General features: G+C 32.2%; 15 protein-coding genes. 10 read left to right on the forward strand and 5 right to left on the reverse strand.

Going from position 1 to position 15,671, the window contains the following annotated elements; genetic code table 11:
* Nucleotide 1: 1 nt before the first annotated feature.
* Nucleotides 2–1,270, forward strand: a complete 1,269-nt coding sequence (locus WN975_RS04135) for an amidohydrolase family protein (protein WP_337965353.1) — start codon at nucleotides 2–4, stop codon at nucleotides 1,268–1,270.
* 295 nt (nucleotides 1,271–1,565) lie between these two features.
* Here WN975_RS04135 and WN975_RS04140 read toward each other — a convergent pair whose 3' ends face one another.
* Nucleotides 1,566–4,493, reverse strand: a complete 2,928-nt coding sequence (locus WN975_RS04140) for an Ig-like domain-containing protein (protein ID WP_337965354.1) — start codon at nucleotides 4,491–4,493, stop codon at nucleotides 1,566–1,568.
* Nucleotides 4,494–5,103: 610 nt separating this feature from the next.
* On the opposite strand from WN975_RS04140, the gene WN975_RS04145 reads away from it, so the two are divergent.
* Together WN975_RS04145 and WN975_RS04150 are read left to right on the forward strand one after the other, a co-directional pair.
* Nucleotides 5,104–5,466 (forward strand): BlaI/MecI/CopY family transcriptional regulator, encoded by a 363-nt coding sequence (locus tag WN975_RS04145; protein WP_121331144.1) that lies wholly within the window; start codon nucleotides 5,104–5,106, stop codon nucleotides 5,464–5,466.
* Nucleotides 5,463–7,544: a M56 family metallopeptidase gene (locus WN975_RS04150; RefSeq protein ID WP_337965355.1), complete on the forward strand. Its 2,082-nt coding sequence runs from the start codon at nucleotides 5,463–5,465 to the stop codon at nucleotides 7,542–7,544. Before WN975_RS04145 ends, WN975_RS04150 begins: the two co-directional genes overlap by 4 nt.
* A 266-nt stretch (nucleotides 7,545–7,810) precedes the next feature.
* On the opposite strand, the gene WN975_RS04155 is transcribed toward WN975_RS04150, so the two are convergent.
* From WN975_RS04155 to WN975_RS04165, 3 genes are read right to left on the reverse strand one after another with little or no spacing between them, the layout of a single operon-like run.
* Nucleotides 7,811–8,179, reverse strand: a complete 369-nt coding sequence (locus tag WN975_RS04155) for a nuclear transport factor 2 family protein (protein ID WP_337965356.1) — start codon at nucleotides 8,177–8,179, stop codon at nucleotides 7,811–7,813.
* Complete coding sequence (locus WN975_RS04160) at nucleotides 8,172–8,663, reverse strand: acyl-CoA thioesterase (RefSeq protein ID WP_337965357.1); 492 nt, start codon at nucleotides 8,661–8,663, stop codon at nucleotides 8,172–8,174. Before WN975_RS04160 ends, WN975_RS04155 begins: the two co-directional genes overlap by 8 nt.
* A 57-nt stretch (nucleotides 8,664–8,720) precedes the next feature.
* Nucleotides 8,721–9,302, reverse strand: a complete 582-nt coding sequence (locus WN975_RS04165) for a TetR family transcriptional regulator (RefSeq protein ID WP_337965358.1) — start codon at nucleotides 9,300–9,302, stop codon at nucleotides 8,721–8,723.
* Between the two features lie 290 nt (nucleotides 9,303–9,592).
* On the opposite strand from WN975_RS04165, the gene WN975_RS04170 reads away from it, so the two are divergent.
* Nucleotides 9,593–10,240: a GNAT family N-acetyltransferase gene (locus WN975_RS04170; RefSeq protein ID WP_337965359.1), complete on the forward strand. Its 648-nt coding sequence runs from the start codon at nucleotides 9,593–9,595 to the stop codon at nucleotides 10,238–10,240.
* 330 nt (nucleotides 10,241–10,570) lie between these two features.
* Nucleotides 10,571–10,909, forward strand: a complete 339-nt coding sequence (locus tag WN975_RS04175; protein WP_337965360.1) for a hypothetical protein — start codon at nucleotides 10,571–10,573, stop codon at nucleotides 10,907–10,909.
* Between the two features lie 19 nt (nucleotides 10,910–10,928).
* Here the strand turns inward: WN975_RS04175 and WN975_RS04180 are convergent, their stop codons facing one another.
* Nucleotides 10,929–11,471 carry an isochorismatase family protein gene (locus WN975_RS04180; RefSeq protein ID WP_337965361.1) on the reverse strand — a complete coding sequence of 181 codons (543 nt, stop codon included), beginning with the start codon at nucleotides 11,469–11,471 and terminating at the stop codon, nucleotides 10,929–10,931.
* A 573-nt stretch (nucleotides 11,472–12,044) separates the two neighbouring features.
* Between WN975_RS04180 and WN975_RS04185 the strand changes: the two genes are divergently transcribed.
* From WN975_RS04185 to WN975_RS04205, 5 genes are all read left to right on the forward strand, one after another.
* Nucleotides 12,045–12,815, forward strand: coding sequence for an alpha/beta hydrolase (locus tag WN975_RS04185; RefSeq protein ID WP_337965362.1), 771 nt, complete (start codon nucleotides 12,045–12,047; stop codon nucleotides 12,813–12,815).
* A gap of 90 nt (nucleotides 12,816–12,905) precedes the next feature.
* Entirely contained in the window at nucleotides 12,906–13,727 is an 822-nt protein-coding gene (locus WN975_RS04190; protein ID WP_337965363.1) for an alpha/beta hydrolase, read from the forward strand.
* 293 nt (nucleotides 13,728–14,020) lie between these two features.
* Nucleotides 14,021–14,542, forward strand: a complete 522-nt coding sequence (locus tag WN975_RS04195; protein ID WP_337965364.1) for a sigma-70 family RNA polymerase sigma factor — start codon at nucleotides 14,021–14,023, stop codon at nucleotides 14,540–14,542.
* A gap of 41 nt (nucleotides 14,543–14,583) precedes the next feature.
* Entirely contained in the window at nucleotides 14,584–14,799 is a 216-nt protein-coding gene (locus tag WN975_RS04200) for a hypothetical protein (RefSeq protein ID WP_337965365.1), read from the forward strand.
* A gap of 12 nt (nucleotides 14,800–14,811) precedes the next feature.
* On the forward strand, nucleotides 14,812–15,654 hold the full coding sequence (locus WN975_RS04205) for a FecR family protein (RefSeq protein WP_337965366.1): 843 nt from the start codon (nucleotides 14,812–14,814) through the stop codon (nucleotides 15,652–15,654).
* Nucleotides 15,655–15,671 lie beyond the last annotated feature (17 nt).

The raw sequence follows: 15,671 nt of genomic DNA on the forward strand, positions 1-15,671 counted from the left end.
CATGAAGGATACTTATAAAAATGCTCACACGCATATATTCACAATGAATAATGCACCAAAAGATTTTCTGAAATTATATTTACCTTCAGCTTTGGTAAAACCAATTGATACTTTTACTAATACTGATCTGGGCGCCTGGATCGTAAGAGGTATTGCCGATAGTAGGATAGTAAAAGCTAAAAGATATGCAACGTTTCTGCAAATTGGCAAAAGCAAAGATCAGACGACAGTTTTTGAAAACCTTATGTCCCGATATCCTAATGAAACATTCGAATTTGTTACGCTGTGCCAAAACATGGAATATCTTGGTGTTGGCAGATCTGCAAGCGGATTTGAAGGACAAATTGAAGAAGTGATTCAGATAAAAAGAACTTACCCAAACAATATTTTACCATTTTTCGGACTTGATCCGAGATGGAAAGGCAGTGAGGATGAAATTCAAAAAACCGTAGAACGTTATTTTGAAACCCAAATTGAAGTTGCGGGAACTTATGTTTATCCTTTTCAGGGATTAAAAATCTATCCAAGTACTGGTCATTATGCTTTTGACAAAAAGCTAAAAAAAACCTTTGAATGGGCTGCCGCTAATGGCGTTCCTGTAATGACACACACGTATTATCTGGGTGGAATTTATAATTCTGATAAAAGTCATATCATTAATAATCTTAACCCAATTGATCCTTACACGGGAAAGGTTTATGGAGTACCTAAATTTATTACTGAAAAGGCAAGTTTAAGAGCTAAACTTTTGGGATTGGAAGAAAAACAAAATTGTAAATTGAGTTGTTCTTATTTCTTAGAACCACATTCTTATGAATCGATGCTTAGCAGTATTAAAGATCTTAAAATATGTTTTGCACATTTTGGCGGCGTACCTCAAATAAAAGAAGCAACTGATCCTAATAAAAAAAATATATACGCTAAACCTTATGGAGTTTTGGGTAAAAATTGGTTCAATCAAATACAAGATTTGATGACTCAATATCCAAATGTTTATACTGATATATCTTATAATTTGGCCGAATGTCTGGCAAAAGAAAATAATGGACTTTATAAGGAGTTTTTTAATGAGGCAGGTAAATCTTATGGGAATCAAATACTTTTTGGTACAGATTATTTTATGACTGAAAAAGATAATTTGGAAGAAGAAGCCGTTAAAGGTTTTAGAAACTTTGCTTCGGAATCTAAGCTTTCAGATGGAAAATCGCTTTGGGATAAAATGGCAAGAGACAATATTAACAGTTATTTGAAAAGCAAATATTATCCTTGATAGAAAGTATTTTCGAAATAAATAAAATGAAAAAAGCCTAAATCAGAACAGAATTTCTTTTGTTCCGATTTAGGCTAATTTATTATATTAAAAATAAATCCGTTGGGTGTAATTCAAAAAATAATCTAACACATAGAAACATAGATTTTATACTTAAAAAAGGAGACAAAAAGAAACACGTTTCTTTCACATAGCGTGACTATGTGTATTTAAAAAAAGTGAAACGTCTAATTTTCGACTCTATAAGCTATGTTTCTATGTGTTGCAAATAATTACACCCAACGGCTTAAAACAATTATTGCTTAATAACCGTAATTGCTTTTTGCATTCCCGGATAAGTAATAAAATAGATTCCGGTTTTTAAATCATTAAAATCAAATGTGTTTAAACCTTTTGTAACCGAATGTATTTCTTTTACAAGCGCACCGTTTTGGCTGTAAACCGAAATGCTTTCAGACGCAAGATCATAAAAATCGATATTTAGTACAGAAGTAAAAGGATTTGGATACGCGATTACTTCATTTGCTGTAATTTGAGCAATAGATTCTTCTTGAACAAGAGCTTTTTTAGCAGTCAACGGAGCGCTTACGCTAATAGTTGACGTTAAAAACTTACGGTGATTTGGCTCCACAACGTCCTTATTTTCTAAACCATCATTATACGGAATATCTGAACCCAAATCTGATACTAAATCTAAAGTAAATGATCCCGAAATATCAGCCGGAACATCAACAATACCTTCCGGTTTAAGGCTTGCTAAATTAGCATTAAGTAAAACTGGAGCAGTTGCACTTTGACCATTCCAAGAGTATAATTCAAACGTTCCTGTAGCAGCATAACTTCCGGCTACAATGATATAATTATTTGAAGCATTTTTGCCTAAACTTCTAATTCCGTGATTGTTCAGATTTAATTCGATTGGAGAACCAAAAACAGGATTAGCAGAAGGACTTCCGTTTCCAAACCAAGATTCAAAATTTTGCAAAGGACAAATTAACGCTTTGTTAGTTCCGCTTCCAACATACGGCGCTCTAAAACCAATATATAAAGTTGTTCCGTCAGGACCCATTTCCAAACCTTCAATATTAAAACCGTCTATACGTTTTGGTTCAATTCCTGTGGCAGCTTTTGCCGTAAAATTGTAACCATTATTATTTCCCCAAGTAATAAGTTTACTTCTAAGATTACTGTAATATCCAACAAAAACCAGCGTTGCATTAGCTCCGGTTCCCACAATATCCGTAGCAAAAATTCGGTTTCTGTCCGCTCTTGCTTCTCCAGATTTAGAATTACTCAAAGAACCAATCCAGTAAATACGATTTGGTTTAGTTGTACTTCTAAAAGACGCTTCAATATCAACTTCAGTTCCGCTTAAAGCTAAATATTGATTCACATCAAATTGATAAACAGAAAGTCCTGAATTGTTTCTGCTGAATAATTTAATCACATTTGTTTCATCATCAGCAGCAAACATATAATTCTCATCAATAGGAATTGCAGTCGAACCATCGGCAACACCAGCGTGATAAATATCTTTAAGAGAAGCTGTAGCCAATGCCTGAGAAACGGCTACGTTTACCGTTATAGATTTATTTCCGCCTTGAGCGTCAGTAACTTTTAAGGTTAAAGTCGAATATCCAACTCCTGTTGGGTTAATTCTGAATTTACGTGCATTACCAGTTCCCGTTACCGTAAAATTAGCATTTGGAACCACGCTTGTTTTAGAACTCGTCATAGAGAATGTTAATCCGTCAAGATTATCATCCGTCACCGTAATATCAAGACCGGAAACGATAAAAGGATCAGTATTGTTATTCATTACACAGCCCACTTTTGCAGAAGTAGTTGATAAATTCACAAATTTTGAAGCTGTAGTATTAAAAACTAAAGTTGGCGCCACATTTACAGCGCTATTTACCGTTACCGTTTTAACAGAAGAAACCGTTGTATTATTGCTATTATCAGTTGCTTTTGCAGTAATCGAATAAGAACCCGCAGCAACATTTGTCCAGGAATATGTATATGGAGAAGAAGTTACAGAAGCAAGCAAAGTAGATCCGTTAAAGAATTCAACTTTAGAAATTGTTCCGTCAGAATCTGTTGCAGTTGCAGATAAACTAACAGTTGCAGGAGCATTTCCGGAAACTGTTGGCGTAGCCAAAGTTACTGTAGGCGCAGCATTTGTTGGAGTTCCGTTATTTACCGTTACAGATTGAACTGATGAAGTTGTTGAAGCGCCACTATTATCAGTTGCTTTTGCAGTAATCGAATAAGAACCTGCGGCAACATTTGTCCAAGAATATGTATATGGAGAAGAAGTTACAGACGCAAGTAAAGTAGATCCGTTAAAGAATTCAACTTTAGAAATCGTTCCGTCAGAATCTGTAGCAGTTGCAGATAAACTTACTGTTGCAGGAGCATTTCCTGAAACTGTTGGTGTTGCCAAAGTAATTGTTGGATTAACATTCTCAACTGGCGTTCCTGCAATAGTTATTGAAGTCGAATTATAACTTGTAGTACTTGTTAAAGCCCAAGTACGAGCCGTTGTAAAAGTATTAGTTGAGGTATTGTAAACACCAGAAGTTGCTTTTACTAATTGATCGCTTCCAGGATCTGGCGCCAAATAAGAAGAAGTTTGTAGTTTTCCTCCATTATATTTTTCATTTACAGGCAATTGATAACCAGAACTAGAGCTTTTGAAAGCGCTTCCTACAGCATCACCAAAAAACAAAGCATCAACAGGAACTGTAGAAGACGAAATTGAAGAAGCTGTTACATCAAATACCGCAACAGCATCGGCATTGCTGCCGCCGTTTCCTAAAACTCCGGCAGTATTTTTAGAACCAAAACTATCTCCGGCAGTTGTTCCGGTGTTTTTAGTTTTTAAAGCAATTCCACCTTGGCTTAATGGCAACATCGAAGAACCTCCAACATAAACAACTTGTCCAGCCGTAACTGAACCTGAGTTGATTAAGAAAGCATAAGTAACAGAACTTCCAGCTTTCCATCCGTTTGAAGTTGCAGTACCATTATCTGTAAAAACAACTGTATAAGGTGTAGTTGCAAAATTAATTGTAGTTGTGGCTACAAGTTCAACATATTCTAAAGGAGAATCATCGCCATTAGGATTCGTCAGAATTTCTGAGATAAGCAAACCTTTTTGTGAAAAGGCATTATTGCAAATTAAACAAATTGCAAAGATTAAGAGTAGTTTTAGTTTCATTTTTGACAGTTTTTTTGTGTTATTTAAGTTGCGAAGATAGAATCGCAACATTACCTTAATAACATGAACTGATTAATGTATTGTGTTTGTAATGTTAAATTTTAATAGATTTTATATTCGAATAAGTAAATATTGAAAGTATGTTTAAAATTTTAAGATTTGTTCATCTTTAGTTTGTCTATTACTTCTGTTTATGCCTGTTTAGATAAAATTATTATTGAATTATAGAATTGTTAAGAATATGATTTTGTTCGAAATGATTCCGCCTGACGCTACTATTTGCGTTATTTATGATTCGCAGAATTCGTTAACTTTTAATTAAAAATTAAACAACCTTAGGTTAATATGCCTTTAAAAAAAGTGATTTCTTCCTATTTGGGAACATTTTTTTTCATTCGAAATCTAAAAAAAGAATAAGAACCTCTTCATTATTAGAAATTTATTATTTTCTAATAATTATATTTAAGTTATTGATTTACTTAGTTTTAGTAGCTTTGTGAAGCGCTTTTTTTATAAAAAATCAATCCAATTACTAACTTATTAGTAAAAATACTAATCAATTAGTTTGTCTACTAATTAATTAGTAGTATCTTCGTAAAAAGATTTAACCATGATAAAACTAGCCAAAAGAGAAGAACAAATCATGCAAGTGTTTTGGGATTTAGACAAAGCCTTTATAAGAGATATAATTCCATTATTGCCAGATCCAAAACCACACTATAATAGTGTAGCAACAATAGTCAAGATTCTTAAAGACAAAGGATTCCTGAATAGTGAAACTGCAGGTAATATGCACTGCTTTTTTCCGGTGATTAGTAGAGAAGAATACCAACAATTTGCATTGAAGGATATTGTTAGTCAATATTTTGATAATTCGTACCCAAGAATGCTTGCCTTTTTTGCAAAAGAACAAAAGCTTACAGAAAATGATTTAGATGAAATCGTAGACATTATTAAAAAAGGAAAAATATGATACCATATATTTTATACACAGCCCTTATTCTTGCAGCGTGTTTAGTGTTTTATAAACTGCTTTTGCAAAAAGAGACTTTCTTTTATCTCAACAGATATATATTATTGGCCTGTATGATTATGGCTTTTATTTTGCCACTTGTTCCGATTCCTCAGCAATTATCATTGAGAAAAACTGCAGTAGAAAAACCTGTTGTAGTTGCCAAAACTCCGGTTAATAAAATTGAAACGACAAAACCTCAAATACAATCCGTAGAATCAACAGTTGTAGAACAAACTAAGGAAACTTTTAAGATCGAATCAGTTATTCAATGGTTGGTTTATTTGTATTGGTTTGGCGTAATAGTTTTTGCACTTAACTTTTTAATGCAAGTTGTTTTATTGCTTTACAGAGCCTATTCTCAATCAGTTATTCAAGATGGGAAATTCCGTATTATCGAAATAACTGGTGACAAAGCGCCGTGTTCTTTTGGTAATAATATCTTTATCAATCCGGAGAAATATGAATGGGAAACCTACAATCAGATTTTGCTTCACGAAAAAATTCATATTGAGCAAAAACATACCATCGATCTTTTGCTTGCAGAGATGGTTTTGATCTTTCAATGGTTTAATCCGTTTGCCTGGCAATGGAGAAAAGCATTAGAAATTAATCTTGAATTCTTGACAGATGATCAAATGCTACAGCAAGATACTGTCGAAAAAGAAAGCTACCAATTTAGTTTACTAAAAGTAGCCGCGCCACAATTCCCTTTGAGTCTTACAACCAACTATAATCAATCATTATTAAAAAAACGAATCATCATGATGAACTCGAAAAAATCAAACGTGCACACCACTTGGAAATATTTTTTCCTATTGCCAATATTGGTGTTGTTTGCGTGCCTTTTTAATCAACCGGCAGCGCAAAGTCAAACTCTTACTTCTAAAGTAGAAGAACCAAAAGAGAATACAAACATTCAAAAAGGTATAAGAACCGAAGGAGATTGGTTTGCTACAATTAAAGAGAATACAATCAATATTCAATTTAAAAGTGACGAACATGACAATTCTAACAGCACTTTTCAATTGAGTGAATTTTCAAATTTACCAAGAGATAAAGAAGGTACATTTACCTTAACACGCGAAGCAGGAACAATGACTTTTGTGGGTAAATTTGAAGGAAACAAAGGAATGGGAACCTATAAATTTACGCCTAATAAAGATTATAGTCAAGCAATGTCTAAAGAAGGAGTTGTACTTAATGACGACAATGATCTTATGGTTTTCTTTATGATAAACATCAAAAAATCATATGTTCAAATGCTAAAGAAAAAAGGTTTCGATAATATTGACAAAGATCAGGTTATTCCACTTGCGGCTTTAGACGTAAATGAAGCCTATATTACATCGATCAAACAAGCGATTCCGGATATTGATTTAGACAATTTAATTCCTTTGAAATCATTAGATGTAGACAAAGCCTTTATCGAAGAAATCAGAAAAGCGGGTTATAAAGATGTTAGTCCAAGTAATATTATAGCATTAAAATCTCAGGGAATTGACGGGAAATATATTTCAGATGTTCGCAATTCTGCAGGAGCAGATAAAGACAAAGATGTAGATGAAGATATCATTGCTTTTAAATCTATGAATATCGATCAGGATTTTATTAATTCGTTTAAAAAATTAGGATATAATAATATTTCAAACAGTGATTTAATCGCAATGAAATCTTTAAATGTAACTGCCGAATATGTAAGCGGTTTTCAAAAAGCAGGTTATAAAGACATTAAAATAGACGATTTAATCGCAATGAAGTCCTTAAATGTAACGCCTGAATATGTTAGTAATTTTCAAAAAGCAGGATATAACAACATAAAACCAGACGATTTGGTTGCTTTGAGATCTCAAAATATTACACCGGAATTGCTGCAACAATATAAAGATCTTGGTTTCAATAATTTGGATATTGACGATATTATTGGTGCTAAAGCAACTGGCACAACGCCAACTTTCATAAAATCGATGAAAGGTAAAGGACATAATTTTAATGACTTACAAAAGTATATCGAATTAAAAACAGTTCTGGGTTATTAATAAAAAACAATCAGAGTTGTAAGACTATAAAAAGCCCAAACCGAAAGGAATGGGCTTTTTTAATTCTAATTATTTTCAACACATAGTAACATAGCTTTTAGAGTGGAAAATTAGACGTTTCACTTTTTTAAAATACACATAGCTATCTATGTGTTAGAAACAAGTTTCTTTTCCCCTTCTTTTTTGATAAAGAAAATCTATGTTTCTATGTGTTAGATTTTTTTTTTGAATTATACCTAACAGGTTATTTAAAGTAAAAAATGATATTATGAACCTAAAAATTGTTTTGGGTCATAAAAAAACTTTTCCTTCTTTATAAGTTCATTTTCCCAGATTTGATAGGCGATTTCTTCAATTTCAGAAACACGTCCATCTTTCCATTCAAATCTAAAAAACCATTGAATAACAACAGAATCACCATTAACAAAATAGGGGCGAACACATTTAGATTCTAATGATTTAACCTTCAGAAGAGTATTTTTTTCGTTTGCAACAAGAAGATCTCTGCCAATTCTTGGTTCAGATTGATTTTCCTGCATCGAAGCATCAATTGTATAAAATTTTTCAATCGCATTGTCATGTTCGTTAGATTCGACCATTGCGATAAATTGTTCTATTGTTTCTAATTTAGGCATGAGTTCTGGCTTTTAAATTTTGAATAGTTTCTAAATATCTATTTTCAAAAATGGATTGATTTATTGGAACAACAACAGATTGAAAGAGTTTCATTAAATCATCAGAATGATTTGCCGCTTTTTTTGTCTGAACATTATACGGAATAAACTTTATCCATAAAATAGCCTTTAATTCAGTTTCGTTTTCATTCCACATTTTCATTTCAACCAGCAAAAGATTATCAGTATATTGAATCAATTGCGACTCAATTAATACGGTTTCCATTGTAAAAGCCGGTTTTATATAACTGATTTGATTCGAGGCAACAACCCAACTAAGTCCGGTTGTATGCATGTATTTAAACACATCAAGATCATAATGTTCTGCAATTTGATCTTCGCGCGTATTAAGGAAATATTCTAAATACTTGGAGTTGTTTAAATGATTAAAAGGATCACAATCCTGAAATCTGACTTTTCTTTTTGTTTTTAATACTTTTTCCATTTTCTAAAATATATTACATCAAATACCGATCGGTATCTGAAAAGTTAAATTTTTTTTCTACTTCCTAATGCTTTCAATTAATGTATTATCTATAAAATCCATCGCGTTGTTTATATAGCTTTGGTCATTATGAGTAAAAGCAAGAAGCGAACTTCCTTCGATAAGCGATAAAATTATTTTTGAATATTTGACAGCATCTGTATTAGGTTGAATTTCATTATTAATAATACCATCGTTAAGAATAGTAGTTAATCCTAAAGTAAATTTTTGAGATAAATTTTGCGCCGCTTCAAATAGTAACGGATTATTAAATTTGGTATCAACACCAACACGCAACATTGGACATCCGCCTCTGTCTTTGACTAAATCATAATAGTTTCGCTGGTATTCTGTTATAGCATATAATTTATTTAGAGATCCTTCTGTACTGGCAACAATTTTGAATAAAGGTATTATTGCGATGCTTATATTGAGTTGAAATGACTGTAATGCTAAATCTTCTTTATTAGAAAAATTACAATAAATAGCCCCTTTTGTAAGACCGGTTGCTTTTGTTATATCTGTTAAACTAGTTCCAATATATCCTTGTTTATTGAAAATAGGCGCCACTTTATCCAGTATAAAATCGGAAGTATTCATAATTTTTATTTTAGAAATAAATAAGATCAGAACAAATATAAACATAAATACCGATCGGTATTTGAAAAATTTTATTTAATGTTTAAAAAAATATTCGATAGATTAAAAATAGAAAAGTAACGATACCATAATGATAAAATCGTATCATTTTGATAGTCTTATAAACAAGGAATAAAAGCTTGTTTACTTCGTAAGTTCAAGATAAACAAGTAGTAACGCTTATAGTTTCAGTATGATATAATTGTGGTATGTAGTTTGAATATTCAGTTTTATATTTCCAAATATCAAATATGAAACTCGAACTTCCCCCCATAGATTTTTCAGGCAAAGTTTTTTCATTGCCTAATTCAATTCCGAATAAAACAATTTTATTTCCGGACAATCAAATTCCCGAAGAATTACTCGATTTTACGATTGAGATTGCAAACGTAAATCATGTTTTTTGGGTAAAAGAAATTTGCGACACAACATTATCTTCTGCTTTAGCGCGGGGAACAGGAATCTCCGGTCGTTCTCCCGAATCACTCGAATCAAAAATAAAAAATGGTGAAGCCGTTATTGCTTTTGCGCCAGACGGATCTTGGGCAGGATTCTCGTTTATTTCTTCTTGGGAAAATGACAAATATGTTTCAAATTCCGGATTAATAGTCGCGCCACAATTCAGACATACAGGACTTGCAAAAAGAATTAAAAGAAAAATTTTCGAATTAAGCCGTCAAAAATATCCCGAAGCAAGCATCTTCAGTTTAACCACAGGATTGGCAGTTATGAAAATGAATCACGAACTTGGTTTTGAACCCGTTACTTATTCAGAATTGCCAAATGATGAGGTTTTCTGGGAAAATTGCAAATCATGCGTCAATTGCCCAATTTTGATGAGCAAACAAAGAAAAAACTGTTTGTGCACAGCGATGTTATATAATCCTAAAAATAAATAATAGGGTTTGTTTTTGGTCGCGAAGCAAAAAATTAAACACATAGAAACATAGATTTTCTTTATCAAAAAAGAAGATAAAAAGAAACTTGTTTCTAACTCATAGATATAGCTATGTGTATTTAAAATAAGTGAAACGCCTTTTTTAAGCAATCAAATACTATGTTTCTATGTGTTAAAATAATTGCATTTCAAGAGTTTTGTTTGATTTAAAGCTAATTAGAATAAAATAACAGCTATTTTGTTAAAAAGTTAACAATAAGTTAATATTCAATATTTAGAAAAAAATAGATTTTAGCTTCTATTTGGCAAATGTTAATTTTTAATAGCTAAAATGAAAAGAGCATTTTATTTGATAATAGGTTTTGTAGGTTTACTTACAGCGATTTTAATTTCGAATGTTTATGAGTCCAAAAAAGAATATGCAATTGACTATAATTTCGAAATTAAAAAAATTGATATTAAACAAAATGGATATATAATATTTTATGATAGCATTAGAAATGAATATGCTTTTACAAGCTATATTTTTGATAAAAATGATTGTATTGAAGAAGGAGATAAAATCGTAAAGAAAGCCAATTCAAAGCTTTTATATGTATTTAGAAAGAACAGGAACAATTATAAATACGAACTTTTTTTAACTAAAAAGGCAAAGAATTTTTTTGAATAATTTATTTATTGAATAGACTCTATTTAATAAACGTATTAAGCACAATCTTAAAAAGTTCCGTTTCTGCTTTTTCCAGCCATTCAAACGCAAGCATATCTTTGGTAATTATTTCGGCGCCATTTTGCTGCATTCTTTGTAATGCTCTTTCTTTATCAATTGGATTTCGGGTTCCCACAGCCGAATCCAATATAAAAACTTTATACCCTAATTCCAGAAAATCCAAAACCGTTTGTTGTACGCAAATATGAGCTTCGGTTCCTGCGACAATAATTTGTTTTCTTTCTTTTTGAATATGTTCCAGAAGATTTCCTTCGCGAACTGCCGAAAAATAAGTCTTTGTTACAATATCATTTTCTTCAAATTTTTCTCTGATTATCTCTGGTGTAGTTCCAATTTTTTCCGGAGAATGTTCCGTTAAAACCATTGGAATACCAATTGTTTTAGCCAAATCAATTGCCCAGATTACATTTTTCATTACGTCTTGATTTTCATAAATCTTTGGTAATAATTTTTCCTGTACATCAATGACAAGCAACGTAGAATTTGATGGTAAAATCTTCATGTACTTTAGTTTTTGGTTAGACAATTCAACCAAATTTAGTAAAAAAGTCGATTGCTTCACTTGCATTAATTAGTAAAGTGTAGTTCCTGAAGGAAATGCCATTAAGTTAAGCTTTTAGAAAATTAAATCCGTTTTTATCTGCGTTTTTACGAAGTAAATCTGTTTTATCCGCGTCAAAATTAGACGCTGATTTTACTGATTCGCTAAAGCGAAAACGCTGATAAAAACGGATTTTTCTAATTACTTTCCGGATTAAACAGTTAAGTAATCAAAAGCAAGGATATGACGGTTGATTTTGATGTCTTTTCGCAGAATGCATTTTTTTGTTATATATCATAAAAGGGAATAAAAATTAGCGAAATGTAGCGAGAAATAAAATATGTTTTAATGTTTAATGTATTGATAATTAGTATTTTGTATATTTGGCTTAATGATTGCCTGAATTTTCGAGATTGCAAAATTAAGGGCATAATTAGACTGATTTATTCTAAGAAATATCAGAGTAATAATTTGAACTTAAAAAACACACATCGTCATTGTCCATACTTTATTACTCATTAAATATTAAATCTTATGACAAAATCAAAATCCATAATTCTTATTCACGGAAATTTTGTAAACGACCTCACTTGGGCAAAATGGAAAACGCATTATGAACAAAAAGGGTACACGGTTTACACACCAGCTAATCCGGGACACGAAGGAGTTCCGGCAGATTTAAGAAATCAGGTTCATCCTGCACTTACCAGAACAGGATTTATAGATGTGATAAATAATCTTCTGGAGCTAATTAAAACCTTGCCGGAAAAACCATTAGTTATAGGACATTCTATGGCAGGAATGGCAGTAATGAAATTGCTTGAACTAGAGAAAGTTTCCGCAGCAGTAAGTATCGACGGCGCACCGCCAAAGAATGTATTTCCTCCGTTATCGACTTTAAAAGCAGCACTTCCTGCATTTGGTTTTTTTTCCAGCAAAAAGTATTTTTTGGGTAGCCGCGATTGGTACGATAAAAACTTTTTCAACACATTGCCGGAATCCGAAAGAGCAAAAGCTTATGATGCCGTTGCAGTGCCGGAAAGTTTTAAAGTAAACAGAGAATTGGTATTAAACTCTTTTTCTAACATTGATTTTAAAAAACCACATCAGCCCATTTTATTTATTGGCGGCGGAAGTGATAATATATTTTCGCCTGCGCTTACAACCACTTTAGCAAATAAATATTCAGATAAAAATAGTCGTGTCGATTTGAAGATCTTTCAAGGAAAAAGCCACTTTATTTGTGGTGAAAAAGGTTGGGAATCCGTTGCAGATTATATTTTAGATTGGTACGAAGGATTATAAAATTCTACAAAACACTTTAGTTTAGAAAACAAAGTTAAGTAAGACAAATTCAATTTTAAATCATTAATAAACCCATTAAACGAAATTAAAATGAGCAAGTTTACAGTAAAAGACGGAACAGAGATTTATTACAAAGATTTGGGAACAGGACAGCCAATTTTTTTTCATCACGGTTGGCCATTGTCTGCAGACGATTGGGATGCACAAATATTTTTTTTCTTAGAGCAGGGATATAGAGTAATTGCTCACGACAGACGCGGACACGGCAGATCGACACAAACTGCGACAGGAAATGAAATGGATACTTATGCTGCTGATGTTGATGAATTGACAACATTTTTGGGCTTAAAAGATGTAATACACGTTGGACATTCAACCGGAGGCGGAGAAGCGATACATTATGCAGCAAAATACGGAAAAAACAAAGTTTCGAAAGTTGTACTTATAAGTGCCGTAACGCCTTATATGATTGTTGATGACAATAATCCAAACGGAGTTCCATTGGCGGTTTTTGACGATATTCGTTTTAATACAGCTAATAACAGACACCAATTTTATATCGACATAACATTTCCGTTTTACGGATATAATAGAGAAGGAGCCGATATCAAAAAAGGGATTCAGGACAATTGGTGGCGTCAAGGAATGAATGGCGGAATTAAAGCGCATTATGATTGTATAAAAGCTTTTTCGGAAACTAATTTTACCGAAGATCTTAAAAGCGTTGACTTTCCTGTGTTGATATTGCACGGAGAAGACGATCAGATTGTTCCGTATGCAACGACAGCTTTGAGCGCAATCAAGCTTTTAAAACACGGAAAAATCATTACTTATCCTGGTTTACCGCACGGAATGCCAACAACTCATGCAGATACAATCAACGCAGATTTATTAGCATTTATTAAATCTTAGCAATCAAAATTCAAAACAACAAATACTTCTTGTTGTTTGTTTTTGTAATATCAAAACCTCTTCATTCCGAAGAGGTTTTTTGTTTTTGTTACTTTCACGGAAGTGATTTTTGATTTTAGGACACGATTTATTAAAGTATAATTTTCTGTTAAATAATTCCAGAATAAAATTTATTTCTGTTCTTTGCACCTTAGGATTTATTAAGAAAATGATTAAGGTAGTCTTAAGACGTTGCTTTTATAATGCAATATTATAAGAGACAACGAGTTTAGACTAATTATCATATTTAAGTTATGGACAATAGAAAGTTTATATTAAGTTTAAAAAAAGGTAATGAAGCTTCTTTCAAGGAAGCTTACCTTAATTACTATGATAAACTGATCAACATTGCCAGACGATTTAACTTCACAGTTCTTACTCCGCAGGATTTTGTTCAGGAAACTTTTTTAAGACTTTATAATAAAAGAGAATTACTTAACGAAGACGTTTTGTTTGACAAACAATTGTTCACGATTTGCAAGAACATTATCATCAATCACGTCAATCGAGAGAACAAAATCATTCAGCTTGATACTTTTCACGGTCAAGCCGAAGAAGAAGACACAGAAACCGAAGTTTTTGAAGAAAGACAAGAAATATTATATAATTTCATAAATCTTCTTCCGGAGCAACAGCAAAAAATATATACACTACATAAACTGGAAAACCTTAGCTATAAGGAGATTGCAGCAATGACAGAACTTTCTGAAAAGACAATTGCCAATCATATTTATCTCGCCAGTAAATTTATTCGAAAAAAAATCGAAAACCATTAGGAACTTTTGTGATCTCGTTTGTTATATATAAAAACGACATCATGAAAACCAATATAGAAGCTTACAAAACAGATATTACAACCAAGGAAGACGCACGTTTTATTGTAAGGCTTCTTCAATTTGTTATTTCTGATTGTATCATGAATTTTGATTTAGAAGATTCTAATCATGTTCTAAAAATCGAAACCACAAGAGAAATTAAAGAAATGGTTTATGGTGTTTTTAATAAACAAGGATTTTATTGTCAGAAACTTTAACGCCCCAAAGATATGAGTGATAAAAAAATAGAAGACGAATTAAAAAAGATCTGGGACGAAGTTCCTGTTTCGCACTCTGATAGTGAGAAAGAAGCTTCGTGGGAAGATTTTCAATCTAAAGCTTTTTCGGCAAAGAAGCCAAAATTTAAGATTTGGCGTTATGCGGCAGCGGCGGCAGTTTTAGTATTTGCATTGATTGGAACCGGAATTTATTTTAACAGAGATTCTGTAACGCAAAATACAATAGTTGCTACTAATGTAATTGAAAACACAACGTCGAAAATAAAAACGGTTTTCTTACCGGATAGTTCCAGAGTTGAGTTAAGTCCTAATTCTAAACTTACGTATGCCAATAATTTCCAGGCAAACAGAAAAATAGAAATTGAAGGAGAAGGATATTTTCAGGTTCAGAAAGACAAGAAACATCCTTTTCAGGTTTTTTGCAAAGAAACGACAACAACAGTTTTAGGAACTTCATTTACCGTAAAAGGAAATTCAGAAAACAGCGTGAGTGTTTCACTTTTTGAAGGAAGCGTTGAGATGAGCGTTAAAAATCAGGATAAAAAATGGATTCTCGTTCCGGGCGAAACATTTACCTATGCAAACAATACGGCCGAAGTAACTGAGTTTAGCAGGTTTGTAGATTTTGATAACCAAAAATTAACCGATGTAAGTACTTATATTCAGGAGAATTACGGTTATAAAGTGATAATTCCGGCAGAATATTCTAATCAGCGAATTACGGTAAGAATCAATAAAAAAGAAGATTTAAAAATAATTGTACAATTAATATCAGAAATGTATAACCTAAACTTTGAAATAAACGATGAATTAAAAGAAGTTACTTTTCAATAGAAAAGAAAAGGATGCAC

Source organism: uncultured Flavobacterium sp. (genome assembly GCF_951805225.1).
Lineage (GTDB): Bacteria > Bacteroidota > Bacteroidia > Flavobacteriales > Flavobacteriaceae > Flavobacterium.

Coding starts and splice junctions, on each gene's coding strand:
- WN975_RS04135 (WP_337965353.1), top strand. CDS start 2: ATGAAGGATACTTATAAAAATGCTCACACGCATATATTCACAATGAAT.
- WN975_RS04140 (WP_337965354.1), bottom strand. CDS start 4,493: ATGAAACTAAAACTACTCTTAATCTTTGCAATTTGTTTAATTTGCAAT.
- WN975_RS04145 (WP_121331144.1), top strand. CDS start 5,104: ATGATAAAACTAGCCAAAAGAGAAGAACAAATCATGCAAGTGTTTTGG.
- WN975_RS04150 (WP_337965355.1), top strand. CDS start 5,463: ATGATACCATATATTTTATACACAGCCCTTATTCTTGCAGCGTGTTTA.
- WN975_RS04155 (WP_337965356.1), bottom strand. CDS start 8,179: ATGCCTAAATTAGAAACAATAGAACAATTTATCGCAATGGTCGAATCT.
- WN975_RS04160 (WP_337965357.1), bottom strand. CDS start 8,663: ATGGAAAAAGTATTAAAAACAAAAAGAAAAGTCAGATTTCAGGATTGT.
- WN975_RS04165 (WP_337965358.1), bottom strand. CDS start 9,302: ATGAATACTTCCGATTTTATACTGGATAAAGTGGCGCCTATTTTCAAT.
- WN975_RS04170 (WP_337965359.1), top strand. CDS start 9,593: ATGAAACTCGAACTTCCCCCCATAGATTTTTCAGGCAAAGTTTTTTCA.
- WN975_RS04175 (WP_337965360.1), top strand. CDS start 10,571: ATGAAAAGAGCATTTTATTTGATAATAGGTTTTGTAGGTTTACTTACA.
- WN975_RS04180 (WP_337965361.1), bottom strand. CDS start 11,471: ATGAAGATTTTACCATCAAATTCTACGTTGCTTGTCATTGATGTACAG.
- WN975_RS04185 (WP_337965362.1), top strand. CDS start 12,045: ATGACAAAATCAAAATCCATAATTCTTATTCACGGAAATTTTGTAAAC.
- WN975_RS04190 (WP_337965363.1), top strand. CDS start 12,906: ATGAGCAAGTTTACAGTAAAAGACGGAACAGAGATTTATTACAAAGAT.
- WN975_RS04195 (WP_337965364.1), top strand. CDS start 14,021: ATGGACAATAGAAAGTTTATATTAAGTTTAAAAAAAGGTAATGAAGCT.
- WN975_RS04200 (WP_337965365.1), top strand. CDS start 14,584: ATGAAAACCAATATAGAAGCTTACAAAACAGATATTACAACCAAGGAA.
- WN975_RS04205 (WP_337965366.1), top strand. CDS start 14,812: ATGAGTGATAAAAAAATAGAAGACGAATTAAAAAAGATCTGGGACGAA.